Below are 26,985 nucleotides of genomic sequence, written 5' to 3'. Positions count from 1 at the left end.
GAGGAATCGCGAGCGATGAGCCCCGCCGAAGGCGACCGTGACCCCCAGCGCATCCTGATCGTCGACGACGAGCCCGCCGTCCGCGAGGCGCTCCAGCGCAGCCTCGCCTTCGAGGGGTACGACACGGAGGTCGCGGTCGACGGCGCGGACGCGCTGGACAAGGCCGCGGCGTACAAGCCCGACCTGGTCGTCCTGGACATCCAGATGCCGAGGATGGACGGGCTGACGGCGGCGCGCCGTATCCGGGGCGCGGGGGACACCACCCCGATCCTGATGCTGACGGCCCGCGACACGGTGGGCGACCGCGTGACGGGGCTGGACGCGGGCGCCGACGACTACCTCGTCAAGCCCTTCGAACTGGACGAACTCTTCGCCCGCATCCGCGCGCTGCTGCGCCGCAGCTCCTACGCGGTGGCGGTCTCCCCCGAGGCCCAGGAGGACGAGGCGCTGACCTTCGGCGACCTGCGCATGGACCTGGCGACGCGCGAGGTCACCCGGGGCGGCCGTCAGGTCGAACTGACCCGCACGGAGTTCACGCTCCTCGAGATGTTCATGGCCCACCCGCGCCAGGTCCTCACCCGCGAGCAGATCCTGAAGGCGGTCTGGGGCTTCGACTTCGAGCCCTCCTCCAACTCCCTCGACGTCTACGTCATGTACCTGCGCCGCAAGACCGAGGCGGGCGGCGAGCCGCGCCTCGTCCACACGGTCCGGGGTGTGGGGTACGTGCTGCGCCAGGGCGGCGCCGAGTGAGCAAGCTGGTGCGCCGCTACCGGACGCTGCCGATCCGGTCCCGCCTGGCCCTGCTGGTGGCGGCGGCGGTGGCGTTCGCGGTGGCGGCGGTCTCGGTGACGTGTTGGTTCATCGTGGAGCAGAAGCTGTACGACGAGGTGGACGACCGGCTCCAGGGCATCCGTCCGTTGTCCGCCGACTACGTCACCGATCTGCTGGCCACGTGCCCGCAGTCCCCGAACGGCTCACAGAGCCGCCAGTCGTTCGTGTACCTCCAGGTCGTGACGGTGAACGGCAAAACCTGTGTCGTGACGCAGTCCGAGGGCACGGTGAAGGTGACGAGCACGGACCGGGAGGCGGCGAAGGGCCTCGACCTCAACAAGCGCATCTTCCACAACAGCACCGACAGCGAGGGCAACGACGTCCGGGTCATGACCATGGGTGTCCCGGTGGGACTGGGCCCCACGATCCAGCCCTACCCGGGCATCGCCATGATGGCGGCCTTCTCCCTCAAGGACACCCAGAAGACCCTCAACGACCTCGCCCTCGTCCTCCTGCTGGTCTCCGGCATCGGAGTCGTCGGAGCCGGGGCGGCCGGTCTCGCCGTGGCCCGCGCGGGCCTGCGCCCGGTCGACAAGCTCACCGAGGCCGTGGAGCACGTGGCCCGCACGGACGACCTGACCATCCGCATCCCGGTCGACGACGACAGCGAGGACGAAGTCGCGCGCCTGTCCCGGTCGTTCAACTCGATGACCGCCTCCCTGGCCAGCTCCCGCGACCTCCAGCAGCAGCTGATCGCCGACGCCGGCCACGAGCTGCGCACTCCTCTCACCTCCCTGCGCACCAACATCGAACTGCTCACCCGCAGCGAGGAGACGGGCCGCCCGCTCCCCCCGGAGGACCGCAAGGCACTCCTCGCCTCCGTGAAGGCGCAGATGACGGAGCTGGCCGCGCTGATCGGCGACCTGCAGGAGCTGTCCCGCTCGGAGGGCCAGCGCGGTGAGCGGGTCCAGGTGGTCTCCTTCCAGGACACCGTAGAAGCCGCCCTGCGCCGCGCCCGCCTGCGCGGCCCGGAGCTGACGATCACCGCGGACCTGGAGCCCTGGTTCGTCCGGGCGGAGCCCTCCGCACTGGAGCGGACCATCGTCAACATCCTCGACAACGCGGTGAAGTTCAGCCCCGAGGGCGGCACGATCGAGGTGCAGTTGAGCGAGGGCGTACTGACGGTCCGCGACCACGGCCCCGGCATCCCGGAGGACGAACTCCCGCACGTCTTCGACCGCTTCTGGCGCTCCCCGAGTGCGCGTGCGTTGCCGGGCTCGGGCCTCGGCCTGTCCATCGTGGCCCGCACGGTCCAGCAGGCGGGCGGCGAGGTCACCCTGGCACGGGCGGAGGGCGGCGGGACCGTGGCGACGGTACTGCTGCCGGGGGCGGCTACGGCTCCGCCGGAGGTGCCGTAGGGGGTTCGGCGCCGAGCCAGAAGATCTGCTCCACCACGATCTGGGGGTCTTCCATGCGCCGTAGCCGGAGACAGGGCTTCGAAGGCAGGCGCCTCACCCGCCCGGATGCGCTCGGCGAGCGGCTGGTTGTGCGGGTGTGCATGGTGAGTTCATGAGCACTACACCTCACCCCAAGAAGGCTGTTTCCCGGTTTCCGCGAGTATTCGCGGTGAGTGCCACCCTGGGCATCGCTTGTGCGGCGGGGCTGGCAACTGCCACATCCGCCATGGCCGCAACCCCCGTCACACACGTCGCCACAAAAGCCGCCCCCGCCTACGGCGGTGGCGGCGGGGACGAAAACATGTGTGGCGCCGGCATCCTCAACCTCCTCAACTTCTGCAACTGACGGACAAGCGACGGCAGTTCCTGCCCGCCAACCGCACAACCGCACAACCGCACATCGAAGAAGTCCACCCACCCTCAGGGCGGTCAGGAACACGGGCAGGATCCCTGTCCCTGACCGCCCTGCCGACCATGTCCGAAGGGCTGCGCCCACTGCTCCGGCCCGCGGACCGGCTGGGCGACTGGACCCCGACCGCCTCCTGAGCTGGGCGGAGACGGGAGTACCCTCTCCTCGGTCGCGCACCCGTTCGGTGCGCCGGGGGGGAGGGTTTCGATGGACCAGAGCGGCTTGGCGTTGGCCCGGAAGTACCGCAGAGCAAGGAAACGGCCCCGAAAGGCCGCGCTGCTGTCTCTCCTCCTTCTGGGCAACGCCGTGTTCCAGATGTATCGCACCCACGACGTCATTCCCCACTGGTGGCTACCGACGTTCTGCGTGGCCCTGGTGGTGGGCATCGGCCGGCAGGCGGTGTACGAACTGCGGGCACACACTCTGGTGACGGCCGACGCAATCACGCAACAGGGGGCGGTACGGACCCGCACCTGGGCCTGGCCCGACGTCTACGACATCCGGATCGAGTCCACCGGCGACGACCCCTTCAACATCGCTCCCCGCCGGCCGGCCTACCTCTACGACTTCCAAGGCCGCCGCTTCCTCCTCCCCCACCTCAACGACTGGCAGGTCGACGACCCCTACGCCGAGGTCGCCGACCTGCGCAGCGCCGCCTGGCGGCACGGCATGGCCTGCGAGCACCGGCCCGAGGTCGAACAGCGGATCCTGCGGCGGGCCAGGCAGCGCAAGGCGTGGATGTGGGTGACCGTCGTGGGGGTGGTGGCGGCTCTGGTCGCCTCGTTCGTGATCATGGTGCCCTGGCCCGGACAGCCCTGAGAGAGATTCTCAGGGCTGTTTCGGAACCGCAGCGGGTTTACTGGACGACCGCGATCCGGTTCGCCGCCGGCGGCGCGAGCGGCGAGGTGGCGGACGAGTGTGCCGTCAGGTACTTCTCCAGGGCGCCCAGGTCGTCGCCGCCCACCAGGTCGTTCGTGCCCTTACCCAGCGTCGGGAAGCCGTCGCCGCCGCCCGCCAGGAAGCTGTTGGTGGCGACGCGGTAGGTGGCCGTCGGGTCGATGGCGGCGCCGTTCAGACGGATGGAGTCGGTGACCACGCGGTCCGCGCCGGTCTTGGTGAGGTCCAGGGTGTAGGTGAGGCCGGCCGAGGGCTGGAGGATCTTCGGGGCCGCCGCGTTGGCCCCGCTCACCTGCTCCTTGAGCACCTGGATCAGCTGGGCGCCGGTGAAGTCCTGGAGGTTCACGGTGTTGGCGAAGGGCTGGACCGTGAAGCCCTCGGCATAGGTGACGACTCCGTCGCCCTCGGCCCCCTTGGCCTGGTAGGTCAGGCCGGCCCGGACGCCGCCCGGGTTCATCAGGGCGAGGCTGGTCCTCGGGTCCAGCTCCCGGCCGTAGGCGAGCTGCGCGTCGGCGATCAGATCGCCCATCGGGGACTCGGTGCCGGTGTTGTTGATGTCGGCCGAGATGTACCCGATGGCGCGGTTGCCGATGGGCGCCGCCAGGGTGTTCCAGCGGGAGATCAGGTCCGTCATGTCCGCGGCCTTCGGGACGTCCCGGGTGACCACGTGGTTCGCGGACTTCACGGCCGTACGCGCGATGTCGCCGGTGTAGCGGTCGTACGTCAGCGTGGTGTCCGTGTAAAGACGCCCGAAGGAGGCCGCCGAGGTGACCATGCGGGGCCGGCCCGACGGGTCCGGGATCGTGCAGACGTACGCGGCGTGGGTGTGGCCGGTGACGAGGGCGTCGACGGCGGGCGTCACGTTCTTCGCGATGTCCGTGATCGGACCCGAGATGCCGCCTCCCGCGGCCGGGGAGTCGCAGTCGTAGTTGTACGCGCCCGAGGCCGGGAAGCCGCCCTCGTGGATCAGGGCCACGATCGACTGGACGCCCTGACGCTGGAGCACCTTGGCGTACTTGTTGATCGTCTCGACCTCGTCCTTGAAGGTCAGGCCCTTGACGCCGGCGGCGGAGACGATGTTCGGGGTGCCTTCGAGGGTGACGCCGATGAAGCCGATCCGGACGTCCTTCTTCTTCCAGATCCAGTACGGCTTGAGGATCGGCTTGCCGGTCTTGTCGTCCAGGACGTTCGCGGCCAGGTAGGGGAAGTCCGCGCCCTGGAACTCCTCGTCCGTGTAGCAGCCGTCCTTCGGGTGGCAGCCGCCGTTCTGCAGGCGGGCCAGCTCCGTCGCGCCCTCGTCGAACTCGTGGTTGCCGACCGAGGTGACGTCCAGGTCCAGCTGGTTCAGGGCCTCGATGGTCGGCTCGTCGTGGAAGAGGCCGGACAGCAGCGGGGAGGCGCCGACCATGTCGCCGCCGGCCGCGGTGATGGAGTACGGGTGGCCCTCGCGGGCCTGGCGGAGGTGCGTGGCGAGGTACTCGACGCCGCCCGCGTCGATCGTCTTCGTCGTGCCGTCGGGCTGGCGCTCGGTGACCCGGCCGGAGGAACCGGACGGCGGCTCCAGGTTGCCGTGCAGGTCGTTGAAGGAGAGGAGCTGGACGTCCTGGTAACGGCTCGGGCGCCCGTGCCCGCCCTGGTCGGCGTGTGCCTGTGCGGGCAGCGCGGCGACCAGGGCGGCGGCCGTGGCGAGAGCGGCGGCCGTCCCGAGGAATGCATACGTACGACGTCTGGTGCGCCGGGGCGCGGCTGGCATGGGAACCCCCCTGTGGGTCGACTGGGGCACGTGGCCCGTGCGCGGCGCAGCCTAGGGTCAACGCGCGTAGCGCAACAGGAGGTTCCGGGTTACATCCTGGTTTCCCTTTGCCGATTCCTTTACCTGCTGCGCTGTCAACACTTCACCCCGGCCGCCCCGTACCCTCGTACGCATGAGCAGCGACGACACCCTGCGGTCCTTCTCCTCCCGCGCCATCGAGACCCACTCCGCACTGGATCCGGGGCAGGTCGAGGCCGTGCTCGGACTGCTCGCCGAGGCCGTCCGCGTCGACGGCCAGCAGCCGGTGTCGGAGCAGGGGCGCCTCCAGCTGCGCGGGGGCGCCCGCCCCGGCGTGTCGCATCTGCTGCTGACCCTCGGGGACGAACTCGTCGGCTACGCCCAGCTGGAGGACACCGACCCGGTGGAGGCGCCGGCCGCCGAACTGGTCGTCCACCCCGCGCACCGCGGGCACGGGCACGGGCGGGCGCTGGGCGCGGCACTGCTCGCCGCGTCCGGCAAGCGGCTGCGGGTGTGGGCGCACGGCGGGCACTCCGCGGCGCGGCACCTCGCCCAGGTCCTGGGGCTCACCCTCTTCCGCGAACTGCGCCAGATGCGGCGGTCGTTGACCGATCTGGAGCTGCCCGACCCGCGGCTGCCGGAGGGCGTGAGCGTGCGCACCTTCGAGCCCGGCAAGGACGATGCGGCCTGGCTCGCCGTGAACGCGGCCGCCTTCGCGCACCACCCCGAGCAGGGCTCGCTGACCCAGCGCGACCTGGACGACCGCAAGGCCGAAGCGTGGTTCGACCCGGCCGGGTTCTTCCTGGCCGAGCGCGGCGGCGAGCTGGTCGGCTTCCACTGGACCAAGGTGCACGCCGAGGAGGGGATCGGCGAGGTGTACGTGCTCGGGGTCCATCCCCGCGAGCAGGGCAGCGGCCTCGGCAAGGCCCTGACCACGATCGGCCTGCGCCACCTGGCCGCGCAGGGACTGCCGACCGCGATGCTCTACGTCGACGCCGACAACAAGGCGGCGGTGACGGTCTACGAGCGGCTGGGGTTCATGACGCACGAGACCGACCTGATGTACCGCACCGAGACGTGACGTAGACATACGGGAGCCGACAGGAGGGGCGGCCGCCTCGGCCTGCTGCGGCCCCGCGACCGGCTGCCGACGGCCCGCGAGGCCGTCGAGGCCGCCGCGCTGACCGGCCGGGTTGTGTATCTGGGCGAGGTCACCGCGCCCGCCACCCGCAGCGCCTGGCGGGTGAAGACGGAACGCCGACGGCTCTTTCGCCGTCTACCACCCCGCGTCCCACTTCTGGCCGCCGCAGTGGGTGGAAACCGGCATCGTCCTGACCATGACGGCGCCGGCCACCTGGCCGACCGGCGCACGACGATCCCGTACGTCCCTTCCACGGGGGGAGAGACGTACGGGATCGTCGTATTCGGCGGGACCGTCGTTCACTCGGGTACGCGATCGTCACTTCCGCGTCAAGGTCGCCTTCGAGCCGCCCCTCGATTTCCCGCACGTCATGTCTCCGTAACCATCGATTCAGACGGTCTTGCGACCCTCACCCAATGAACCCCGTCGTGCCAGAGCCTTCGCCGCCCCCCGAGCGGGCCGCGATAAACGGGACAGTGTCGCTCCCGCCCGCACGTTCCGACGCGCCCGTCTCGCTCGTGGCGCGGAAGAATGGGGTCATGAGTCAGCAAGACACCCAGGCAGAGATCCAGCACGTCCAGCCCTCCGTGGGCTCCATCGCCGCGCACCGGTCGCACACCGTGGCGGCGAACGTCTCCGACCTGGAACCCGACATCGATGCGGACCTCGACGCGTACGAGGAGTCGCAGGGTGACGGTGCTCCACTGCCCCAGGGCCGGTTCCTCGACCGGGAGCGCAGCTGGCTCGCGTTCAACGAACGTGTTCTGGAGCTGGCCGAGGACCCGAACACGCCCCTGCTGGAGCGCGCCAACTTCCTCGCGATCTTCGCCAGCAACCTGGACGAGTTCTTCATGGTCCGGGTGGCCGGTCTGAAGCGCCGTATCGCCACCGGCGTCGCCACCCGTTCGGCCTCCGGCCTCCAGCCCCGCGAGGTCCTGGAGATGATCTGGGCCCGCTCCCGCGAGCTGATGGCCCGGCACGCCGCCTGCTACCACGAGGACGTCGCCCCCGCGCTCGCGGAGGAGGGCATCCACCTGGTCCGCTGGAGCGAGCTGACCGAGAAGGAGCAGGCGCGCCTCTTCACGCTCTTCCGGCACCAGATCTTCCCGGTCCTCACCCCGCTGGCGGTGGACCCCGCGCACCCGTTCCCGTACATCTCCGGCCTGTCCCTGAACCTGGCCGTCGTCGTACGCAACCCGGTCAGCGGCCACAAGCACTTCGCCCGGGTGAAGGTGCCGCCGCTGCTGTCCCGCTTCCTGGAGGCCGCGCCCGGCCGGTACGTCCCGCTGGAGGACGTCATCGCCGCGCACCTGGAGGAGCTGTTCCCGGGCATGGAGGTGGTGGAGCACCACGCCTTCCGCCTGACCCGGAACGAGGACCTGGAGGTCGAGGAGGACGACGCCGAGAACCTGCTCCAGGCCCTGGAGAAGGAACTCATGCGGCGCCGCTTCGGGCCGCCGGTGCGCCTGGAGGTCGAGGAGTCCATCGACCGCGAGGTGCTCGACCTGCTGGTGCGCGAGCTGAAGATCAGCGAGGCCGAGGTGTACCCGCTGCCGGGTCCCCTGGACCTCACCGGTCTCTTCCGCATCGCCGGCCTCGACCGCCCCGAGCTGAAGTATCCGAAGTTCATCGCGGGCACCCACCGCGACCTCGCCGAGGTCGAGTCGGCGTCCCCGCCCGACATCTTCGCGGCCCTGCGCAGCCGGGACGTCCTGCTGCACCACCCGTACGACTCCTTCTCGACGTCCGTGCAGGCCTTCGTGGAGCAGGCGGCCGAGGACCCGGACGTCCTCGCGATCAAGCAGACCCTGTACCGGACCTCCGGCGACTCCCCGATCGTCAACGCGCTCATCGACGCCGCCGAGGCCGGCAAGCAGGTCCTCGTCCTGGTCGAGATCAAGGCACGCTTCGACGAGCACGCCAACATCAAGTGGGCGAAGCGGCTGGAGGAGGCCGGCTGCCACGTCGTGTACGGCCTGGTCGGTCTGAAGACCCACTGCAAGCTGTCCCTGGTGGTCCGCCAGGAGGGCGAGACCCTGCGCCGCTACAGCCATGTCGGCACGGGCAACTACCACCCGAAGACGGCGCGCCTGTACGAGGACCTGGGCCTGCTGACGGCCGACCCGCAGGTCGGTGCGGACCTCTCGGACCTCTTCAACCGCCTGTCGGGCTACTCCCGCCGTGAGACCTACCGCCGGCTGCTCGTCGCCCCCAAGTCCCTGCGCGACGGCCTGGTCTCGCGGATCGACAAGGAGGTCCAGCACCACCGCGCGGGCCGCCCGGCCTTCGTCCGCATCAAGGTCAACTCGATGGTCGACGAGGCGGTCATCGACGCCTGCTACCGGGCGTCGCAGGCGGGCGTACCGGTGGACATCTGGGTGCGGGGCATCTGCGCCGTCCGCCCGGGCGTCGCGGGTCTGTCGGAGAACATCCGGGTCCGCTCGATCCTCGGCCGCTTCCTCGAGCACTCCCGGGTGTTCGCCTTCGGCAACGGCGGCGAGCCCGAGGTGTGGATCGGCAGCGCCGACATGATGCACCGCAACCTCGACCGCCGGATAGAGGCCCTGGTCAGGGTCACCGACCCCGGCCACCGGGCAGCTCTGAACCGGCTGCTCGACACCGGCATGTCCGACAGCACCGCCTCCTGGCACCTCGGCCCCGACGGCGAGTGGACCCGGCGCGCGACCGACGGCGACGGACAGCCCCTGCGCAACGTTCAGGAGATGCTCATAGACGCCCGGAGGCGCCGGCGTGGCACAGCAACACCTTGACCCGACGGACCCCACGGCCTCGGCGGTGACGGGGGACGCCCTCGCGGGCTATCTGCGCGCCCAGGCAACGGAGTTCCTGCGCGCGCTGCGGCTGCACCGCGAGACGGGCGGCGGCCCGGCCGGCGGCACGGAGGAGTCCGTCGACGCCGCCCGGGCCCTGCGCCGCTCGGCCCGCCGCATCAGCGGCAGCCTGCACACCTTCCGCCCCCTCCTGGAGGCGGACTGGTCGGAGGAGATGCGCCCGGAACTCGCCTGGCTCTCCGGCACGTTGGGCCTTGAGCACGCGTACGAGTCCCGCCTGGAACGACTGCTGCTGGCCCTGCACCGGCTGTCGGGCTCCACCACCCTGCCCGCACAGGCGGTGGCCGCCGGGGCGGCGCGGGTGGGCGCGGCGGCAGCTTCCAGCACCAGTGGCCCTGCCCAGCAGACGGCAACCCCCGAACGCGGCAACCTCACCGTGGGCGCGGCAAAAGCGGGCGCCCTGCTGGAGCGCCAGTTGACTTTGGCCCGGACCCGAGCCCACTCCACCGCTCTCCAGGCCCTCGGCTCCTCCCGCTTCCACGCGGTCGCCGACAAGGTCGCCGTACTCGCCAGCGAGGTCCCCCTCACCCCCGCCGCCCCCACCACCGACCTGCGTCCCCTCGCCGCGGCCGCCGAGGAACGCCTCACGGACGCCATCGCCGGTCTCCCGCTGCTCACCGCGGGCCACCCCTACAACGCGGAGGCCCTGGTCCACGGCCTGTCCCCGGATCCGTCCCCGCACCCCCAGGACGGCCCCTGGCACCAGGTGCGCCTGCTGCTGCGCCTGCACCGCTACGCCCGCGAGGTGCTCTACGGCGACAGCACGCCCGTGGACGTACGGCTGCTGGCGTCGGGCCAGGCCCTGAACCGGCACCGGGACGCCTCGGAGGCGGCGGCCGCGGCCGCGCAGGCGGCCCGCACGCCCCGCATCGCGCCGGCGACGGCGTACGCGCTCGGCGTGCTCCACGCCGACCAGCGGCACGAGGTGGAGGCGGCCAGGTTCGCCTTCCAGCAGGCGTGGCAGAAGCAGACGGTCAACGCACCCTGAACCCTCCCGAGGAGGCGGTGTGAACAACACCCTGGTCCAGGCAGCCGGCTGCGTGCTGTGGCGCCGCTCCTTCTCGGGCGGTGTCGAGCTGGCCCTGGTCTTCAGGCCGAAGTGGTCCGACTGGTCCTGGCCCAAAGGGAAGCTGAAGAAGGGCGAGACGGCCCGCGCGGCAGCCCTGCGCGAAGTGCAGGAGGAGACCGGCCACACCTGCCGGCTCGGATCGGACCTGCCGACCCTCCGCTACGTCGACAACGCGGGCCGGAAGAAGGAAGTCATGTACTGGACCGCGGAGTCGACCGGCGGAGCCTTCTCGCCCACCGACGAGGTGAGCGAGTTGGTCTGGCTACCGCCGGACGAGGCCCGCGAACGCCTGACCTATGAGCGGGACAGAGAGCTGATCTCTCCGGCGCTCGCGGTCATCGGCCTCGACGAACGGGCCTAGCGGGGCCTTCCCCGGCCGATCAGGCGCGGCAGCGCAGCATCTCCAGCGGCGGGTGCGCGAGGACGTCCGCCCAGAAGTCCTCGCCGAACTCGTTGATGCCCGCTTCGGACACCTGCAGCGGAACCCACTCCACCGCAGTGAACCCGGCCGCCTGCAGACACTTCTCGTAGACCTCGCGGCGCGGGGCCGTGGAGACGATGCTGATCGGCTGCGGGTCGAGGAGAGCGGTGACCCGCACCCGCGGACCCGTCTCGATCTCCTCGCCGGTCGGCTCGCAGAGGAACCCGTACTTGTCCAGGGACGGGCAGTCGAACCGGTAGTCGGGCTTCTGGGCGAACACGAAGAACTCTCCGCCCGGCACGAGGCTCCGGTGGATGTTGCGGCACATCCGCTCCATCGCCGCGATGTCCTCGGCGTAGTTGAGGCACTGCACGCCCAGCGCGATGTCGAAGCGCGGGTCGACAGGCCGCAGCTCGGTCACGTCACCGACCTCGTAGCGGATACCCAGCGGGTCACGCCGGTCGATCTCCCGCGCGGCGGCGATCATCTCGACGGAGATGTCGACACCGAGCACATCCGTGGCGCCGCGCCGCTTGAGCTCCCTGCTGTAGAAACCGGTGCCGCACGCCAGGTCGAGAACCGACTTGCCGGTCACGTCCCCGACCATGCCGAGGAAGCTCGGCACCTCCCCGTAACGTATCAGCGGCAGGGACTTGAATCCCTCGAATGCCTCGCCGATCTCGTCATACTGCTGCACGCTCACGTGCCGCCCCCTTCTGTGCTTCGTCCGGTCACGGTCGTGGCAGAGAGTCTCCTCCGCCCCTGTCTGACCGCCGTACTGACAGATGACACAAAGAAGTTGGCCGGGTGACCCTCGTATCACCCAACAGCACCTGTGGCGTGGCTCCGTCTGGGAGACGTCTGGGCGCTGCCGCTACGAAGATCGCAGAATCGGCGTGTCACTGTCCGTTTGATACTAGATTCACACTAATCTCCGTGACTGTAAGAGGTCGATCTGTGGCAGATCGTATCGACTCATTCCATGGAGATGACATGCACAAGCTTCGCAAGGCCGCCGTCCTGGTGGCCGCCCTCGGCAGTGTCGGACTAGTGAGCGCCGGCACCGCTCACGCCGACGGCGAGCGCGGGGGCGGCGAGCACGGGGGCGGGGGCTGGAGTGCCATGCAGAGTGCCAACTGCAAGTCGCACGACCTGAACCTCGACGTCATCGGCGAGCTCGGACTCATCAACGGCGCGCTGGGCAACGCGCTGAACGGCGAGGGCGACCCGGGCGCACAGAGCACTCACATCGGATCGACCATGGGCTGCAACAGCAGCGCCTTCTGAGCGTCGCATTGGCCGACCGGACAGGCGACAGAGCCCCCTGCGACGAGTCCGCGGGGGGCTCCTCTCCCGGGGCTTCCGGGGCTTCCGGGGCTTCCGGGGCTCTCGGGGCTCCCGGGGGTGGTGGCCCGGCGGGCCTCCAGGCCCTCACAGGCCCGTCAGGTGCCCCTGCGCGTCCGTTCTCGCCTGGCTGCGCGCCCGGCGGGCCGGGCCGCGCCAGCCGCAGATGCAGCGGGCCAGACAGAAGCGGCCCTGCTCGATCGTCGTGGTGAGGTGCTCCTGCGCCTGCCGGACTCGCTCCGGCCCCTCCTGCTCTGCCACGGTGACAACGTTACCGACCGCGCGGATAAAGGGGTTGTATGCCCTTTCCCAGCCCGCGGCAGCGCGTGACGGCACCCCCTACCCGTCGTTAACCGGAACGACAGGGGGCCCGTGACGGACGTACCGGCTGGGGGTAGGCAGGCCATGGATCGGCGGCAGCAAGGGCGCGCAGGCAGGACAGTCGTCGCGGTGGGGATCCTGGGGATCACGGTCGGCCTCGGAGTGGGCACCACGGGGTGTTCCACCAGCGGGGCCGCGGCGGAGGGCGTGAACGGCGCGGGCGGCGACCCGGTGGCCACCCTGCAGCGCGCCGCCGACACCCTGCGCGACGCAGGCAGTTCGAAGGCCACCACCTCCATGGAGATGGCGACGGGCGGCACCCGGGTCACCATCCGCGGCAAGGGCGTCTACGACTACCGGCGCCGGCTCGGGCAGCTGACCGTCGTCCTGCCGGAGGACCCGGCGGGCACCGCCGAGCACCGGCCCATCACCGAACTGCTCTCCCCCGGCGCCCTGTTCATGAAGAACCGGGGCGCGGGCGTGCCCGCCGACAAATGGGTGCGGGTGGAGACCGCGAGCCTCAGTGACGGCAACCTCGTCACGGGCGGCGCGACGGACCCGTACGCCGCGGCGGAGGTACTGCGCGGGACGCGTACGGCGACGTACGTGGGGCGGACGGAGGTCGCCGGGACCCCGGTACGGCACTACCGGGGCACGGCCGACCTGTCCCAGGCGTCGCAGCACGCCTCGCCGGACGACCGGGCGTCACTGGCAGCGGCGGCGAAAGGGTTCGCCACGGCCGAGGTTCCGTTCGACGCCTACCTGGACGACCAGGGCCGCATCCGCAAGCTGCGCCAGCGCTTCAGCTTCGTCAACGGCCGGGAGAAGGCCGCCGTGGCGGTCGCCTCGACCACACTGCTGTACGACTTCGGCGCCCCCGCGAACGTGAGCCTGCCGAGTCCGAAGGACATCTACGCGGGCCGCATCGCCGAGAGCGGGGCCGAGAATCAGCCATCGCACTAGGCCCTGTCGTCTAGTCCGGGACACCACCCCCGAACTAGCCCGTCCGTGCCATGCGCGGTGTGTAGGCCGCTCCCTACTCTAGGAAGTCGGTGACGGCAGAGAAGAGGTGATGCACGTGGCTCCGGTCGGCGGTACGGCAGTTCAGGACCACGTCGCCCTCGCCGAGATCGAGCTGTGCGGAGAGCTGATGATCGCCGCCTCGGCCGCCGAGGACCGGCTGAGCCTGGAGAGCATCGACGAGGTGCTGCGGGTGGATGAGGAGCGGGCAGCCGCCGAGGTGTGAGTCAGCAGACCCTTGCAGCTCAGGTGCGCAGGAGCCGCCCGATCGCCTTCGTGGCCTCGTCCACCTTCGCGTCGATCTCGTCGCCGCCCTTCAGGGCCGCGTCCGCGACGCAGTGCCGCAGGTGCTCCTCCAGCAGCTGGAGGGCGAAGGACTGCAGGGCCTTGGTGGAGGCGGAGACCTGGGTGAGTATGTCGATGCAGTAGGTGTCCTCGTCGACCATGCGCTGCAGGCCGCGGATCTGGCCCTCGATCCGGCGCAGCCGCTTGAGGTGCTCGTCCTTCTGCTTGTGGTAACCGTGCGTGGCGCCGGCCTCGGTCGTCGTCATCGCGGGCCTCCATCTCGGGACGAGCTGCGGATACATACCCCTAGCGGGTATATGGTAACGAATTCTGCTGGGTAAAGGGCCCTTGGAACGCCCCCGTGCTGATCACTGTGCCTCATGGGCGACACTGGAGGACGGCCCGTAGCCGTGGCCGGATGATGCGCCTAGCATCAGCCTGACTGAAACCGAAGCACCCCGAGGAACCCTTGTGCGCTTTCGTCTGACCCCCAGGGAGACGAGCTTCTACGACATGTTCGCCGCATCCGCGGACAACATCGTCACCGGCTCGAAACTCCTGATGGAACTGCTCGGGGCGGACGCGTCTGCCCGGGCCGAGATCGCAGAGCGTATGCGGGCCGCGGAACACGCAGGTGACGACGCCACGCACGCGATCTTCCACCAGCTGAACTCCTCGTTCATCACGCCGTTCGACCGCGAGGACATCTACTCCCTCGCCGGGTCCCTGGACGACATCATGGACTTCATGGAGGAGGCCGTCGACCTGGTCGTCCTCTACAACGTCGAGGAACTTCCGAAGGGCGTCGAGCAGCAGATCGAGGTGCTGGCGCGGGCCGCCGAGCTGACGGCCGAGGCGATGCCCCACCTGCGGACGCTGGACAACCTCACCGAGTACTGGATCGAGGTGAACCGTCTGGAGAACCAGGCGGACCAGATCCACCGCAAGCTGCTGGCGCACCTCTTCAACGGCAAGTACGACGCGATCGAGGTGCTCAAGCTCAAGCAGATCGTGGACGTGCTGGAAGAGGCGGCGGACGCGTTCGAGCACGTGGCGAACACGGTGGAGACCATCGCCGTCAAGGAGTCCTGAGGCGTCGATGGACACCTTCGCCCTGGTCGTGACCATCCTGGTCGCGCTCTTCTTCACGTACACGAACGGCTTCCACGACTCCGCGAACGCGATCGCGACGTCGGTGTCGACGCGGGCGCTGACCCCGCGGGCGGCTCTCGCCATGGCCGCGGTGATGAACCTCGCGGGTGCCTTCTTCGGCACCGGGGTCGCCAAGACGGTCAGCGAAGGCCTGATCGAGACGCCCCACGGCTCGAAGGGCATGGGCATCCTGTTCGCCGCCCTCCTCGGCGCGATCGTCTGGAACCTCCTGACCTGGTACTTCGGCCTGCCGTCCTCGTCCTCCCACGCCCTCTTCGGCGGCCTGGTCGGGGCGGCGCTCGCGGGCGGCACGGAGGTGCTCTGGAACGGCGTCCTCGACAAGATCGTCATCCCGATGTTCGTGTCGCCGGTCGTGGGCCTGCTCGTCGGCTACCTGGTCATGACGGCGATCCTGTGGCTGTTCCGCCGGTCCAACCCGCACAAGGCGAAGCGGGGCTTCCGTATAGCGCAGACGGTGTCGGCGGCCGGTATGGCCCTCGGACACGGCCTCCAGGACGCCCAGAAGACGATGGGTGTCGTGGTGATGGCCCTGGTGATTTCCGGCCACGCGACCTACGGCGACCCGATCCCGGTGTGGGTGAAGATCGTCTGCGCGCTGATGCTGTCCCTCGGCACCTACGCCGGCGGCTGGCGCATCATGCGCACGCTGGGCCGCAAGATCATCGAGCTGGACCCGCCGCAGGGTTTCGCGGCGGAGACGACCGGCGCGTCGATCATGTTCACCACGGCGTTCCTCTTCAAGGCGCCGATCTCCACCACCCACGTGATCACCTCGGCCATCATGGGCGTGGGCGCGACCAAGCGAGTGAACGCCGTCCGCTGGGGCGTGGCCAAGAACATCGTCCTGGGCTGGTTCATCACGATGCCGGCGGCGGCGCTGGTGGCGGCCCTGTCCTTCGGCCTCCTCAACCTGACGGTGCTGTAACCGCCCTTTTCTTCGCCCACCCGCCCACCCGCCCACCCGTCTCGGTCGGCTGAAATGCCGGCCAAGGGGGTGGGCGTTTTCGTTGGTACTGCGGGTAATAGGTGTGCAGTTACGGCCCTCGGGAGCTGTGTCCCTTGCGTCAGTTGGCCGGTGCGAGCCGGACTTCGTCGTGCAGGCCCTTGGCGTCCACGCCCGGGAAGAGGCTGACGTGGCCGTCACTCCAGCGGACGAGGATGTCGTCGGCGGCGGTGTTGGTGGTGAAGGCGCCCGCGGCGACGACGGTGGCGTCGGCCCAGTTCGACTTGTCGGGCTTGGCGGGCCGGATCTTGATCTCGCCGGGCAGGGACTTGCCGTTCATGCCGGGGTAGATGGTGGTCTCGCCGTCGGACCAGCGCACCAGCAGGTCATCGGTGGTCTTGCCGGTGAAGGAGCCGGTCGTGAGCTGGGTGGCGTGGGGCCATGTGGTGTTCTTCGCGACGACCTGGGTCTGCTTCTTCAGGCCGTTGACCGCCAGGTCGTTGAAGACGGAGACGTGGCCGTCCTTCCAGTCCACCAGCAGGTCGTCGCGGTGACCGCCCGCGGTGAAGCGGCCGCCGACCAGCTGGAAGGCGTCGTCCCTCCAGGTCTCGTTCTTCGCCGGGGCGAGCTGCTTCTCGCCGTGGAACCCCTTGGCATCCACGGTGGTGTACAGGGTCATCTCGCCGTCGATCCAGCGCACCACGAGGCCGTCCGTGCCGCCGCCGGTGTTGACGCTGGTGACGGAGAGCGCCTTGGCCCAGATGCTCTTCGGGGGCGCCAGCTGGTACTCGGCGGAGAAGGGGTGGGCGGGGTCGTTGGCCTCGCCGCCCCGGTAGAGCGTGACCTCGCCGTCGTCCCAGACGACGATCAGGTCCATGTGGCGGCTGCCGCCCGCCGAGCCGCCGGTGTAGTAGCCGGCGGTCATCTGCACGGCGTGCTTCCACGGGGCGTTCGCGAAGGTGGGGCCGTAGGCGACCTGCTGCACCCAGCCCGCCAGATTGTCGACCCGGGCGGCGCTCGCTCCGGTGCGGGTCTCCGCCGGGTCGGTTCCCAGGCAACCGCCCTGCCAGGACCGGCTGTTGACCCCTACGACCACAGTGCGTCCGTTCGCCGTGCCCAGCGCGGGGCCGCCGGTGTCGCCCTTGCAGACCGCGGCGCCGTCGGACTTCGCCGCCAGATCCACGGTGGTGGCGCCCACGTTCTGGACGGTGAAGGTGGCCGCGTGCACCCGGTCGGGCACCCACTCGTCGCGCGTACGCCCATACCCGGCGGCCTGGACCTCGTCCCCGGTGGCAGGCGTGGTGCCGGCCACCGGAACGGGGGTGATGCCGCTGACCGGCGTGGCCAGCTGGGCCATCACCACGTCGCGGTCGGTGCGCGGCACCAGGTTCACCACCTGCTGGGCGGCGCCGCCGATGGTGGCCGTCGTCTTCAGCTTCGGCGCGCCGGACGCGAGGGTGCCACCCGGGGTGTCGGCGAAGCAGCTCGCGGCCGTCAGCAGCCACTGCGGAGCCACCAGCACGGCCGAGCAGCCGCGCTGGCCGCCGACATCAAGCCTTGCGGTGGTGGTGGATATGGCGTCGGGGGCCTGCGGGCCCGACAAGGCGGTCGCGGGCGTGGCCGACAGGGCGGCGGCGGCCAGGGTTGCGGCGGCGATCAGGCCGCTGGTCCTCGGGGTGTGCGGACGGGAGCCGGACATGAAGTTCCTTGAGACTGCGAGATGCATGCGGGATGCATGTGGGATGGGGGGTGGGAGGCAGGCGAGTCGGCCGGCCTGTGACGCGCAGTCGGCTCAGCCGGTGACGCGGAGCTCGACGAGGACGGATCGCTTGCTGGTGTCGCCTGCCTCGCCGACCGGTGTGTAGTCGTTCTTGGCGGCGTCGACGACGGTCTGCTTGCCGTTAGTGGTGAGGGTGGCCTGGACCGGGTGGTCCTGGGTCCAGATGCCGTAGGCGTCGGGGAGTTCCATCGTCAGGTATCCCTGCTTGCCGCTGACCTTGAAGCAGAAGTACATGCCCGCGGAGCGGGACTCGACCTTGATGTTGAAGGCCGAGGAGCAGTCGGTGAGCATGATGTGTCCGTCACCGCGCTTGAGCGTGATCTTCTGCTCCGCCTGGATCTTCGCGGCTCCGGGATAGTCGTAGGTCTCGACGGCCGACGGCATGCCGGTGTCGGTGGGTCCGGGGTCGGCCGGCGAGTTGCCCACGGCCGAGGCCAGGGTGGCAAAACCCACAGAGCTCACCACGGCCGCTATGGCGCCAGCGACAAGGGCCTTCCCAGCGCGAGACATCGTCACGAGTTCCCTTCGACAGGCGAGGACTTGGTCATCCTCGAAACAATGCACAAGTGAAGCATATGTAAAGTACCCGTGAAGCACCCCCCAACTGCTTCGAGCTTCAACCTACTTGACGTGCCATCACGACCGGCCGCCTGCACGGATGATCGCATTCCGGACGGAATGCAAATTCACTCGCGCTAAAGGCAGGGCGGGCGCATGGGCAATCCGGTGATCGCGCCAAGACGTCGTGGAGCTCATTCGGTATGAATAAGGACTTCGCATGAAGAAACGTTGGCGCCCGGAGCGGGCGTCGCACGGCAGGGCCATTGAGTCCATACGGGCTCGGGGCCGCCGCACTGCCTTGCACGGTGCAACTGCCGGACTGCTGCCGCTGACCCTGGCGGCGGGACTCCTCGGGGCCTCGCCGGCCACGGCAGCCGATGAGGACTCGGACTTCCTCCTCGACCGCGGGCTCGTCGTCGAGTACTGGCGTAACGGTGGCAGTGGCGTGAAGGAGGCCGCTGAGCGGGCGTTGCTCGGCGGGGACGACGGCATCCGGGCATTCATCCACGACAAGCCGACTCTTCAGATGGTGGATGACCGGGTGGATGCCAGCCGGATCATCAACACCGGTGGTCCGGCGGTACGCGAGGCGGCGAAGACCGCGCTCGGGTCGCAGAACCCGGACGATGTGACCGCGTTCCTGCGCGGCGGCTGGAAGGCTCCCCTGGAGCAGGACCAGCGCGTCGAGGCCTCCAGGGTCATCAACCTCGGCGGCCCCGGGGTGCAGGACGCGGGCAAGACGGCGCTCAAGGGCTCACCCGAGGATGTGGCGAAGTTCCTGGCTGAGGGCCAGTACACGGCGCGCGAGGCGGACAACCGGGTCGAGGTCTCCCAGCTGATCGGCTCGGGTGGTCCGGCGATGAAGGCGGCCGGGAAGGTCGCCCTGCAGGGGACGCCGGAGGACATCGTCGAGTTCCTGGAGGTCGGGCAGTTCACTGCGCGCAACCGTGACCAGGAGCATGCCACCATCGCGCAGCTGACCGAGCAGGCCAAACGGGCCGGCGCGCAGGCCGACGACGCCACCAAGGCGGCGCAGGAGGCGTCGGCCAAGGCGGTCGCCGCCGCCGCGCTGGCCAAGGAGGCGGCGCAGACGGCCGCGAAGGAGACCGCGGCCGCGAAGAACGACTCGATCAGGGCCGCGGCCAAGGCCCGGCAGGCAGCCGAGGCAGCCAGGGCCGCCGCGGGAGCGGCGCAGACCGCGATCAGCGCCGCGAACGCCGCCGACCGCTCGGCTCGCATCGCGGCGCTGGCCGCCGCGCAGACCGCCGCGGCGGCGACCGCTGCCGCCAACGCGGCCGGAGCCGCCTACAAGGCCGCCGCCGATGCGGCCAACGACAAGAACAAGGCCGATTCCGCGCGGGATTCGGCCCGGATAGCCCGTGCCGCCGGAGCGCTGGCGAAGTCGTCGGCTGCCGCCGCGGAGCAGGCAGGCCGGGCCTCGCTGGCCGCGGGGGCCGCCGCCAAGGCCTCGCTGAACGCGATCGGCGACGCCAACGCGGCCGCGGACGCGGCCGACGAGGCCAACCGCCAGGCGGATGCCGCGGGTGCTCACTCCGCCGAGGCGCAGGCCGCCGCGGCCGAGACGCGTCGTCACGCCCGTGAGGCGAACCGGGCGGCGAACGCGGCCGAGGCCCTGGCAAGCGAGTCCGCCCAGGCCGCCTACGATGCGCGGGACGCGGCGAACTCCGCGGCCAAGCACGCCGAGAACGCGGCGGACGCGGCCGAGGAAGCCGCCAAGCAGGCGGGCAAGGCCACCAACGCGGCCAACGAGGCGGCCAAGCAGGCCACCAAGGCCAAGGAAGCCGCCGACACCGCGACCACGGCCGCTGCCACCGCGCACAAGGTGTTCACCATCGCCCGCAAGACCGAGGCCGAGGACCTGGCGACCCGGACAGGCGCGTCGATGGAAACCGCCCAGTCACAGAAGGACGCCGCCGACACCTTCACCTCCCAGCTGGCCAAGGTCGCGCTCGAGGACAAGCAGATCGGCCAGGACACCGCCGCCCTGGCGGCCGAGGCCGACAAGCCCCAGGCCGACACCGCGGCCATCGCCGTCAAGGGCCGCGCCGTGGCCCTGCGAGCGCTGAAGCAGTACGGCGCCTGGCGGCAGGAAGCCGCCGCCCGAGCCCTCTCCGGCGACGACGCCGCGGTCCTGGACTACCTGCGCACCGGCGCCAAGCAGGCCGAGACCGACGAGATCCGCCAGCAGGTCACCGACCTGTCCCAGTCCAGCCCGTACGAGAGTGTGCGCACCGGCGCGGCGGAGGCCCTGAAGGGCAGCGACCAGCAGATCCGGGACTTCTACACCACCGGCCAGTACACGGTGGCCACCGCCGACTACCGGGTCCTCGTCTCCCAGATCAACAACGCCGGAGGCCCGGCCGTCAAGGACGCCTCCAAGGCCGCCCTCGCCGACGGCAGCCCCCAGGCCATGCAGTCCTTCCTCAACGGCGGCCAGTACCAGGCCCGCAACCAGGACGAACGGGTCCTCGCATCCAAGCTGGTCAACGACGGCGGACCGGAGATGCAGGCGGCCGCGAAGATCGCGCTGACCGGCCCCGCCGACCAGCTGCACGAGTTCATCCAGGTCGACCAGTACATGGCCGACCGCAAGGACAAACTCGCCCAGACCCACACCGCGCAGATGCAACGGCTGCTCGACGAGGCCGACGGCATCGCCGCCACCGCGCGCAAGGACAGCGCCCTGGCGGCCAAGGCCGCCGCGGACGCCAAGAACGCAAAGGACGTAGCCAAGAAGGCAGCGGCCGAGGCACAGCAGAACGCCGACCAGGCAAACAAGTACGCCGCCAACGCCAAGAAGTCCGCCGACCAGGCACAGACCAGCGCCGACCAGGCAGCCGAATCCGCAAAGACCGCCCGCAACGCCGCCGACCGCGCCGACCAGGACACCGCCAACGCCGACGAATCAGCAGCCCAGGCAGAATTCTCCGCAGAGTACGCACGGAACTCGGCCTACGCCGCCAACGACGCGGCTCAGGATGCTCGGACGTCTGCCGTCGAGGCGGGCAAGAGCGCTGCGGAAGCCAAGACCGAGGCCTCGAAGGCTTGGTCGGATGTGATGACCAAGCGCCGGGCCGAGGAGGCCGCGGCCAGGAAGCAGGCGGAAGAGCTGCGCAAGCAGCAGCGCGAGAAGGAGGAAAAGGCAAAGAACGAGAAGCACTGCATCGCCTACATGTCGCGGGACAACCTCCCGCCCTGCGGACTGGCCGGCCAGCCGGTCGAACAGCCCGAGGCATCCCCCGACTTGGCCAAGCTCCTGCTCAAGGGCGGCATGGAAGTCCTCGGCGTCAACGACCTCATCGACTGCGCCAAGGAACCCACACTCGGCAAGTGCACCCTCGCCGTGGTCGGCGTACTCCCCATCGGCAAGCTGAAACTGCTCAAGAAGGCCGCCGACGGCGTCGAGGACATCGCCGAGGCCTCCCGCGCCGCAAAGGCCGCCGAAAAGTGCCTGCAGTGCTTCCTCGCCGGCACCAAGGTCCTCATGGCCGACGGCTCGACCAAGAACATCGAGTCCGTCAAGGTCGGAGACAAGGTCACCGCCACTGATCCCCTGACCGGAGTCACCGGGCCGCGGAACGTGACCGACAAAATCGTCACCGAGCACGACAAGCAGTTCGACGAACTGACCCTGCACACCCGCCGCGGCTCCGAACACATCACCGCCACCAACGAACACCCCTTCTGGTCACCCTCCTCCCGAACCTGGGTAGAGGCTGGCCATCTGCGCGCAGGGGCGACCCTCCGCACCGTCGACGGCACCACCGTCACCGTCCAAAACAACCGCTCCTTCGAAAAGACCGCCCGGACATACAACCTCACCGTTGACGACCTCCACACGTACTACGTGCTGGCCGGGCAGACTGCGGTGCTCGTCCACAACAGCAGTTGTCCATTGCGACTGTCAGCGCCCCTTCCGAAGGGGATGTCGCCGAACATCGCCAAGGCGTACGACGAGTACAAGATGGGCAACCTGGTCTCCCACGACACGTATGGCGGCAGTGAGTGGCCGAAGTGGGCCGGCGCCAAGGAATACGCTGTTCCTGGCTCCCCGAACAACGAGCGGATCCTCGTGAAGACGCTGCCCAACGGAATCGAGATCATCGGGTGGACATCCACCCACTACAAGAAGATCCAGCGCTTTGAGGCGCCGCACTTCCCCGACTGGGGCTGGCCCAAGTAACCGCGCATACGCTGGGCGGGGACGTCGGACACCATCGGTGTCCGACGTCCCACCGCGAGTCCCGATCTGCGCACAACAAGCCCACCTTGATTGGTCTGGTGCAATTGACCCACGAAACCCTTGGCCCGCCCCTCTACCGCCTCATTGTCCAGGAGACGCAGGACGTCCTCCTGACAGCCGACAACTTGCATGGCTTCTTCATCGACGTCGACCTGGACACGCAGCGGACACTCACTTTCACCGGGGTCCGGTCCATTCACCCCCGCCTCCGGAGCACCGAGGACGGACACCTGGAGGTACTCGGGCACAGACAGCAGCCAATCGGCGGCTATTACCTCGGATTGGTGCGTCTCAATCCCCCTGCCGAGGATGGCTCCCTCTCCTTCTCCGGCTACACGTGCGAATACCCGAAAGCCGGGGAGATCTGGCGCAGATGGGCATCCGCGGAGCCTGTCGCGTACGGGGAGTGGGCCAGCTACCCCGTCTCGTATCACGAGAGCTGGCTGCACGTCGTACAGAACGCGTGGTTCACGGCCCGCCATCAAGGCACGCTCGGCGGAACTTCAGAGGTCGTTACCCTCGACGGCAGTCGCATCACCACCAAGGCCGGGCTGTACTGCGCCCTTGGGGAGGCCGTCAACGGCCCCGGAGGCTACTTCGGCTCCAATCTCGACGCACTCTACGACTGTCTTCGTTCGAGCCGCGCAGAGCCACCCTTCCGTATCCAATGGACGGACTTTGCCACCTCCCACCAAGCCCTGGGAGAGAAGTACATGACGTCCTTGCTGAGCATCTTCGATGAGTTCCGTGTCGGAGTGACGCGCGGCTGAAGGACGCGAGGGATACGAACTTCAGGCCAGAAGAGGAGGATTTGACCATGCAGGTGGAGGATCGTGGTGCAGAGATCGTGGTCTCAATGCCCCGGCAGCCTGCCCGATCTGCGGTTCGGCTACTAGGGCCTGCCATGCCGGATCTACTGAGCGATGATCAGATTCGCCAGAAGGCGGCTGAGATCGCGCGGCGAATGAGGATGCTCTTGCAGTAGCCAAATTCGAACGGGCCGCTTTGGCGGAGAAATGGGTGGGTCCCTCGGTTCCGAGCCGACGGACCCACCCGTGACCCCGCACGTCAGTTGCCGGACTCGTCACCATCGGACGCGTCGGCGGACGGATACTCGACGACGAACGAGCCCTTCCCGCGCACGGTGACGCACACACGCCGTCCGCGATGCGTGCGCTGAGTATCGCGGCGATCTGCTCGTACAGCGGCTCGGGCCCCTCAAGGGCGACTGTCATATCCGGGCCCTAAAAGAAGGGCTGAAATGCCCAGAGGATTCCCTTCGACGACGGCAAATGGGGCGTGATGTACTCGGATCCCAACGGGGGTATGGGAGGGATCATCGGTCCGGACGGACGAGTCGTTTCCTTCTGGTACGACGAAGCCCACTAGGAGCCGGAGAAGACATTATGCTCAGTTTCATGGACGCCTACACTCTTTGGCGCAACCTGCCGTTCCCTCGGAGTGGCTCGAGCAAGGACCTGATTCTGACGCACAGCGATCTGGCAGAAGCCGACGAGTACGTGACGACAGTGATTCGATTTGTGGAGCGCGGAATCTTCAAGCCGGCGCCGGTCGACGTCCTCGCGATGCTTCAAGAGCTGATGCAGCGAATCGATCGGCTTGGTGACTCAGTACCGGGTGGCGACCAGGCAGTAGCTCGCTCGCAACACGCATACGCGGCGCTGCTCGACCTCGTTTATCGGCAGTTCCTCAACGTGGGGCGTCCGTATGGCTAGCAGGGTCACCTTCCTCGGTACCGGCCGGCTCGGGACGGAGTAATGGGGTCGGGCTGAGCTTCAGAGGGCCCGTCGGGTTTGTTTCCGGCGGGCTCCATCACGTAGCACAGGGTGATGGCCTCGTTCATGATCCGGTCGGCCATGGACCGCTCGTGCCCGTACTCCTCGGCGCAGAAGTCCGTCAGCCGCGAGAACAGCTCGGGCGCCACGAGGTCCCGGCCGCGCCGCAGGGCGACGGCCGGCCTTTCAGGTGCCACAGTCATTCGGAAGTCCTCTCTTCCACCTGATCTGATGCACATTTTGCTGACCCGCCCCGATGGGGCGGGGGTCCAGTCCCGCCGTACCAGCGCACGACGCACCCCTCGGTGCACGGCCCGCCCCAGGCCTGGACGAAGTCCAGCGCGTCGAAATGCGGCGCGCGTATAGGCAGATTCCGTTCTGCATCAGCGATGCCCCTGATGGTGATCCCGGCCAGGTCCACGTCATCAGTGGACTCCGGAGGCGTGATCGCGGATTTTCGTGGCGCACTTGGCGGCTTGCGTGATGTCGCCGAGTTTCCTGGCCTCGTTGAGGTGCTGCCACTCGGACTGGCAGATCTCGCAGTCAGCGACAGGAGCCCAGTCCAAGGGCCAGGCGTTGAAGCCGATCGGAAGCTCAACGGGACACGGGTCGGGGCAGGTTTGCTGGTCTCTTGCCATGTGCCCAGGCTGGAAGCCCGGTTGCCCTGTGGTCCACGTGCTTCTACGGACTTGCGCCGCGGTTACGCGAGGGCATCGATGGCTGCGGTGACGAGAGACCTGGCCTGCGCGCCGTACACAGCGATTGCGGACAGCTCCGCGAACGCCTTGGTGTATTCGGCGATCTCACCCGGCTGGGTGACCGTCAGGTGAGCGGAGACGAGCTCCACGTTGACCTGCGCGTCGTCGTACATGGTGAACGACTCGACGGGCCATCCAGCGCCACGGGGCGTGCCGAGGGGAATGACGCCCAGGCGAGCAGCGAGCCGGACGGGCGGCCGATGCCTGACAGCACCTTCCGCCCGTCTCCGGGGAGTTGGCGTGCGCCATCTCGTCCCGTAGGGTACGGGTACGTACCCGTACCCTTGGTGTGCAGAGGAGCCCGACGATGTCCGACGCCAACGTCCGTATCCCTGAGGAAGCCCGGGACCGGCTCGCCGCCATAGCGGCAGCCGAAGGGATGTCGCTGCGCGCCTACCTGGCCCGGCTCGCCGAAACCCTGCTCACCCCCGCCGAGCGGGCCGAGCGGGCCGAGCAGGCCCGCGCCGCCCTGAAGGAGTGGACCGGCTACGCACCCAGTCCCGCGGAGGAACGGGATCTCGACAGCGAGCTGGACCGCCGGCTGGCCCAGGCGGCGGCCCGGTGAGCGACGCGATGCACATCGTCCTGGACGACACCGCCATGGCCGCAGCCGGAATGGGCAATGTCCTTGCTTCCCGGTTGATCCACCGCGCCCACGTGGAAGCCGGCTGGTACCTGTACGCCCCGGCGTGCGCACTGGTCGAAGCCGACCGGGCCCGTCCCGGTACGGCAGAGCATCTCGCCGCCCTGCCCGCAATCACCGTCCTGGGCCTGGACCTGCCCGCCGCCCTGGCGGTAGCCCGGCAGAGCGCGTGGGCCGCCGCACATTGCCAGTACGCCGCTCAGCCCACCCCGGACCGCCCCGACGGAGCGATCATCGCCACCACCGCCTCGGACCGGTGGGTCGGCGAGCCGGTCCGCGTGCTGGACCTCAATCCGTAACCGGGCGCCCCCCGCCCCCGGAACGACTGCCGAAGCCGAACGCAGTGGGCCCGCCCCCGGGAGCCAGGGGCGGGCCCTTTTTGCGTCCTCGCGGTGGCACCGCCATGCAGCACCGCGAGGGGTCTTGTGACACCGCCGTCAGCTCAGCCGAAGCGGCAGCGCCTGTCAGCCGAAGCGGCCGGAGATGTAGTCCTCCGTGGCCTGGACCGAGGGGTTCGAGAAGATCCGCTCGGTGTCGTCGATCTCGATCAGACGGCCCGGCTGCCCGACGGCGGAGAGGTTGAAGAACGCCGTGCGGTCCGAGACACGCGCCGCCTGCTGCATGTTGTGCGTCACGATGACGATCGTGAACCGTTCCTTCAGCTCACCGATCAGGTCCTCGATGGCGAGCGTCGAGATCGGGTCCAGGGCCGAGCAGGGCTCGTCCATGAGCAGGACCTTCGGCTCGACCGCGATGGCACGGGCGATGCACAGCCGCTGCTGCTGACCACCCGAGAGACCGGAGCCCGGCTTGTTCAGGCGGTCCTTCACCTCGTTCCAGAGGTTCGCGCCCTTGAGCGACCTCTCGACGATGTCGTTCAGCTCGGACTTCTTGTAGTTGCCGTTCAGCCGCAGTCCCGCCGCCACGTTGTCGAAGATCGACATCGTCGGGAACGGGTTCGGGCGCTGGAAGACCATGCCCACCTCGCGGCGGACGGACACCGGGTCGACCCCGGTGCCGTAGAGGTCCTCGTCGTCCAGGAGCACCTTGCCCTCGACGCGGCCACCGGGCGTGACCTCGTGCATACGGTTCAGCGTGCGCAGGAACGTCGACTTGCCGCAGCCCGAGGGGCCGATGAACGCCGTCACCGAGCGGGGCTCGACGGTCATCGAGATGTCTTCGATCGCCTTGTGGGAGCCGTAGTAGGCGGTGAGTCCGCTTACGTCGATTCGCTTGGCCATTGTCTACTTCACTTCCAAAAGTCTGGTGGGCTGCCGATTGGCCCCACGCGGCGGTAGCCGCAGATTGA

27 protein-coding genes are annotated in these 26,985 nt (G+C 69.2%); 18 read left to right on the top strand and 9 right to left on the bottom strand.

Going from position 1 to position 26,985, the window contains the following annotated elements; all coding sequences use genetic code 11:
* The first annotated feature begins 15 nt into the window (after positions 1 to 15).
* The 4 genes from ACZ5DS_RS22800 (at position 16) to ACZ5DS_RS22785 (ending at position 3,456) form a co-directional block, all read left to right on the top strand.
* On the top strand, positions 16 to 750 hold the full coding sequence (locus tag ACZ5DS_RS22800; protein WP_468241449.1) for a response regulator transcription factor: 735 nt from the start codon (positions 16 to 18) through the stop codon (positions 748 to 750).
* On the top strand, positions 747 to 2,189 hold the full coding sequence (locus ACZ5DS_RS22795) for a HAMP domain-containing sensor histidine kinase (protein ID WP_468241446.1): 1,443 nt from the start codon (positions 747 to 749) through the stop codon (positions 2,187 to 2,189). The genes ACZ5DS_RS22800 and ACZ5DS_RS22795 overlap by 4 nt, the downstream gene beginning before the upstream one ends.
* Positions 2,190 to 2,340: 151 nt before the next feature.
* Positions 2,341 to 2,574 carry a hypothetical protein gene (locus ACZ5DS_RS22790; RefSeq protein WP_468241444.1) on the top strand — a complete coding sequence of 78 codons (234 nt, stop codon included), beginning with the start codon at positions 2,341 to 2,343 and terminating at the stop codon, positions 2,572 to 2,574.
* A gap of 270 nt (positions 2,575 to 2,844) precedes the next feature.
* Positions 2,845 to 3,456 (top strand): PH domain-containing protein, encoded by a 612-nt coding sequence (locus ACZ5DS_RS22785; protein ID WP_468241442.1) that lies wholly within the window; start codon positions 2,845 to 2,847, stop codon positions 3,454 to 3,456.
* Positions 3,457 to 3,493: 37 nt separating this feature from the next.
* Here the strand turns inward: ACZ5DS_RS22785 and ACZ5DS_RS22780 are convergent, their stop codons facing one another.
* On the bottom strand, positions 3,494 to 5,287 hold the full coding sequence (locus tag ACZ5DS_RS22780; protein ID WP_468241439.1) for a bifunctional metallophosphatase/5'-nucleotidase: 1,794 nt from the start codon (positions 5,285 to 5,287) through the stop codon (positions 3,494 to 3,496).
* Positions 5,288 to 5,459: 172 nt separating this feature from the next.
* On the opposite strand from ACZ5DS_RS22780, the gene mshD reads away from it, so the two are divergent.
* From mshD to ACZ5DS_RS22760, 4 genes are all read left to right on the top strand, one after another.
* Positions 5,460 to 6,386: a mycothiol synthase gene (gene mshD, locus ACZ5DS_RS22775; RefSeq protein WP_468241437.1), complete on the top strand. Its 927-nt coding sequence runs from the start codon at positions 5,460 to 5,462 to the stop codon at positions 6,384 to 6,386.
* Positions 6,387 to 6,862: 476 nt separating this feature from the next.
* Entirely contained in the window at positions 6,863 to 9,217 is a 2,355-nt protein-coding gene (locus tag ACZ5DS_RS22770) for an RNA degradosome polyphosphate kinase (RefSeq protein ID WP_468241434.1), read from the top strand.
* Positions 9,198 to 10,286, top strand: coding sequence for a CHAD domain-containing protein (locus ACZ5DS_RS22765; RefSeq protein WP_468241432.1), 1,089 nt, complete (start codon positions 9,198 to 9,200; stop codon positions 10,284 to 10,286). The genes ACZ5DS_RS22770 and ACZ5DS_RS22765 overlap by 20 nt, the downstream gene beginning before the upstream one ends.
* Before the next feature lie 19 nt (positions 10,287 to 10,305).
* On the top strand, positions 10,306 to 10,728 hold the full coding sequence (locus ACZ5DS_RS22760; RefSeq protein WP_468241429.1) for an NUDIX hydrolase: 423 nt from the start codon (positions 10,306 to 10,308) through the stop codon (positions 10,726 to 10,728).
* Positions 10,729 to 10,747: 19 nt separating this feature from the next.
* On the opposite strand, the gene ACZ5DS_RS22755 is transcribed toward ACZ5DS_RS22760, so the two are convergent.
* The gene (locus ACZ5DS_RS22755; protein ID WP_468241427.1) at positions 10,748 to 11,491 is read right to left on the bottom strand and encodes a class I SAM-dependent methyltransferase; all 744 of its coding nucleotides are present in this window, start codon (positions 11,489 to 11,491) and stop codon (positions 10,748 to 10,750) included.
* A 290-nt stretch (positions 11,492 to 11,781) separates the two neighbouring features.
* Between ACZ5DS_RS22755 and ACZ5DS_RS22750 the strand changes: the two genes are divergently transcribed.
* Positions 11,782 to 12,075 carry a hypothetical protein gene (locus ACZ5DS_RS22750; protein ID WP_468241424.1) on the top strand — a complete coding sequence of 98 codons (294 nt, stop codon included), beginning with the start codon at positions 11,782 to 11,784 and terminating at the stop codon, positions 12,073 to 12,075.
* Positions 12,076 to 12,219: 144 nt separating this feature from the next.
* On the opposite strand, the gene ACZ5DS_RS22745 is transcribed toward ACZ5DS_RS22750, so the two are convergent.
* Positions 12,220 to 12,393 carry a hypothetical protein gene (locus tag ACZ5DS_RS22745; protein ID WP_468241422.1) on the bottom strand — a complete coding sequence of 58 codons (174 nt, stop codon included), beginning with the start codon at positions 12,391 to 12,393 and terminating at the stop codon, positions 12,220 to 12,222.
* 144 nt (positions 12,394 to 12,537) lie between these two features.
* Between ACZ5DS_RS22745 and ACZ5DS_RS22740 the strand changes: the two genes are divergently transcribed.
* Complete coding sequence (locus tag ACZ5DS_RS22740; protein ID WP_468241419.1) at positions 12,538 to 13,416, top strand: SCO4651 family lipoprotein; 879 nt, start codon at positions 12,538 to 12,540, stop codon at positions 13,414 to 13,416.
* A 109-nt stretch (positions 13,417 to 13,525) separates the two neighbouring features.
* Positions 13,526 to 13,699: a hypothetical protein gene (locus tag ACZ5DS_RS22735; RefSeq protein ID WP_468241416.1), complete on the top strand. Its 174-nt coding sequence runs from the start codon at positions 13,526 to 13,528 to the stop codon at positions 13,697 to 13,699.
* Between the two features lie 19 nt (positions 13,700 to 13,718).
* Here the strand turns inward: ACZ5DS_RS22735 and ACZ5DS_RS22730 are convergent, their stop codons facing one another.
* The gene (locus ACZ5DS_RS22730; protein WP_020940900.1) at positions 13,719 to 14,024 is read right to left on the bottom strand and encodes a metal-sensitive transcriptional regulator; all 306 of its coding nucleotides are present in this window, start codon (positions 14,022 to 14,024) and stop codon (positions 13,719 to 13,721) included.
* 205 nt (positions 14,025 to 14,229) lie between these two features.
* On the opposite strand from ACZ5DS_RS22730, the gene ACZ5DS_RS22725 reads away from it, so the two are divergent.
* The gene (locus tag ACZ5DS_RS22725; RefSeq protein ID WP_468241414.1) at positions 14,230 to 14,850 is read left to right on the top strand and encodes a DUF47 domain-containing protein; all 621 of its coding nucleotides are present in this window, start codon (positions 14,230 to 14,232) and stop codon (positions 14,848 to 14,850) included.
* A gap of 7 nt (positions 14,851 to 14,857) precedes the next feature.
* The gene (locus tag ACZ5DS_RS22720) at positions 14,858 to 15,856 is read left to right on the top strand and encodes an inorganic phosphate transporter (RefSeq protein ID WP_468241412.1); all 999 of its coding nucleotides are present in this window, start codon (positions 14,858 to 14,860) and stop codon (positions 15,854 to 15,856) included.
* A gap of 139 nt (positions 15,857 to 15,995) precedes the next feature.
* Here ACZ5DS_RS22720 and ACZ5DS_RS22715 read toward each other — a convergent pair whose 3' ends face one another.
* Positions 15,996 to 17,573, bottom strand: coding sequence for a trypsin-like serine protease (locus ACZ5DS_RS22715; protein ID WP_468241410.1), 1,578 nt, complete (start codon positions 17,571 to 17,573; stop codon positions 15,996 to 15,998).
* Between the two features lie 93 nt (positions 17,574 to 17,666).
* On the bottom strand, positions 17,667 to 18,107 hold the full coding sequence (locus tag ACZ5DS_RS22710; RefSeq protein ID WP_468241408.1) for a hypothetical protein: 441 nt from the start codon (positions 18,105 to 18,107) through the stop codon (positions 17,667 to 17,669).
* A gap of 406 nt (positions 18,108 to 18,513) precedes the next feature.
* Here ACZ5DS_RS22710 and ACZ5DS_RS22705 point away from each other — a divergent pair, with 406 nt between their 5' ends.
* The 3 genes from ACZ5DS_RS22705 to ACZ5DS_RS22695 all read left to right on the top strand — a co-directional run bounded on the left by ACZ5DS_RS22705 (position 18,514) and on the right by ACZ5DS_RS22695 (position 24,215).
* Positions 18,514 to 22,419 carry a polymorphic toxin-type HINT domain-containing protein gene (locus tag ACZ5DS_RS22705; protein ID WP_468241406.1) on the top strand — a complete coding sequence of 1,302 codons (3,906 nt, stop codon included), beginning with the start codon at positions 18,514 to 18,516 and terminating at the stop codon, positions 22,417 to 22,419.
* An 86-nt stretch (positions 22,420 to 22,505) separates the two neighbouring features.
* Positions 22,506 to 23,249: a barstar family protein gene (locus ACZ5DS_RS22700; protein WP_468241403.1), complete on the top strand. Its 744-nt coding sequence runs from the start codon at positions 22,506 to 22,508 to the stop codon at positions 23,247 to 23,249.
* A 648-nt stretch (positions 23,250 to 23,897) separates the two neighbouring features.
* Positions 23,898 to 24,215 carry a hypothetical protein gene (locus ACZ5DS_RS22695; protein WP_468241401.1) on the top strand — a complete coding sequence of 106 codons (318 nt, stop codon included), beginning with the start codon at positions 23,898 to 23,900 and terminating at the stop codon, positions 24,213 to 24,215.
* Between the two features lie 5 nt (positions 24,216 to 24,220).
* On the opposite strand, the gene ACZ5DS_RS22690 is transcribed toward ACZ5DS_RS22695, so the two are convergent.
* Together ACZ5DS_RS22690 and ACZ5DS_RS22685 are read right to left on the bottom strand one after the other, a co-directional pair.
* The gene (locus tag ACZ5DS_RS22690; protein WP_468241399.1) at positions 24,221 to 24,478 is read right to left on the bottom strand and encodes a hypothetical protein; all 258 of its coding nucleotides are present in this window, start codon (positions 24,476 to 24,478) and stop codon (positions 24,221 to 24,223) included.
* 497 nt (positions 24,479 to 24,975) lie between these two features.
* Positions 24,976 to 25,146: a hypothetical protein gene (locus tag ACZ5DS_RS22685; protein WP_468241396.1), complete on the bottom strand. Its 171-nt coding sequence runs from the start codon at positions 25,144 to 25,146 to the stop codon at positions 24,976 to 24,978.
* A 194-nt stretch (positions 25,147 to 25,340) separates the two neighbouring features.
* Here ACZ5DS_RS22685 and ACZ5DS_RS22680 point away from each other — a divergent pair, with 194 nt between their 5' ends.
* Together ACZ5DS_RS22680 and ACZ5DS_RS22675 are read left to right on the top strand one after the other, a co-directional pair.
* Positions 25,341 to 25,598, top strand: coding sequence for a hypothetical protein (locus tag ACZ5DS_RS22680; RefSeq protein WP_453560415.1), 258 nt, complete (start codon positions 25,341 to 25,343; stop codon positions 25,596 to 25,598).
* An 8-nt stretch (positions 25,599 to 25,606) separates the two neighbouring features.
* Positions 25,607 to 25,975 (top strand): PIN domain-containing protein, encoded by a 369-nt coding sequence (locus ACZ5DS_RS22675; protein ID WP_468242161.1) that lies wholly within the window; start codon positions 25,607 to 25,609, stop codon positions 25,973 to 25,975.
* A gap of 165 nt (positions 25,976 to 26,140) precedes the next feature.
* On the opposite strand, the gene pstB is transcribed toward ACZ5DS_RS22675, so the two are convergent.
* Positions 26,141 to 26,917 carry a phosphate ABC transporter ATP-binding protein PstB gene (gene pstB / locus ACZ5DS_RS22670; RefSeq protein ID WP_468241393.1) on the bottom strand — a complete coding sequence of 259 codons (777 nt, stop codon included), beginning with the start codon at positions 26,915 to 26,917 and terminating at the stop codon, positions 26,141 to 26,143.
* Positions 26,918 to 26,985 lie beyond the last annotated feature (68 nt).

This window comes from Streptomyces sp. NPDC031100 (assembly GCF_055570785.1).
This window is presented reverse-complemented; position numbering and strand designations above follow the sequence as displayed.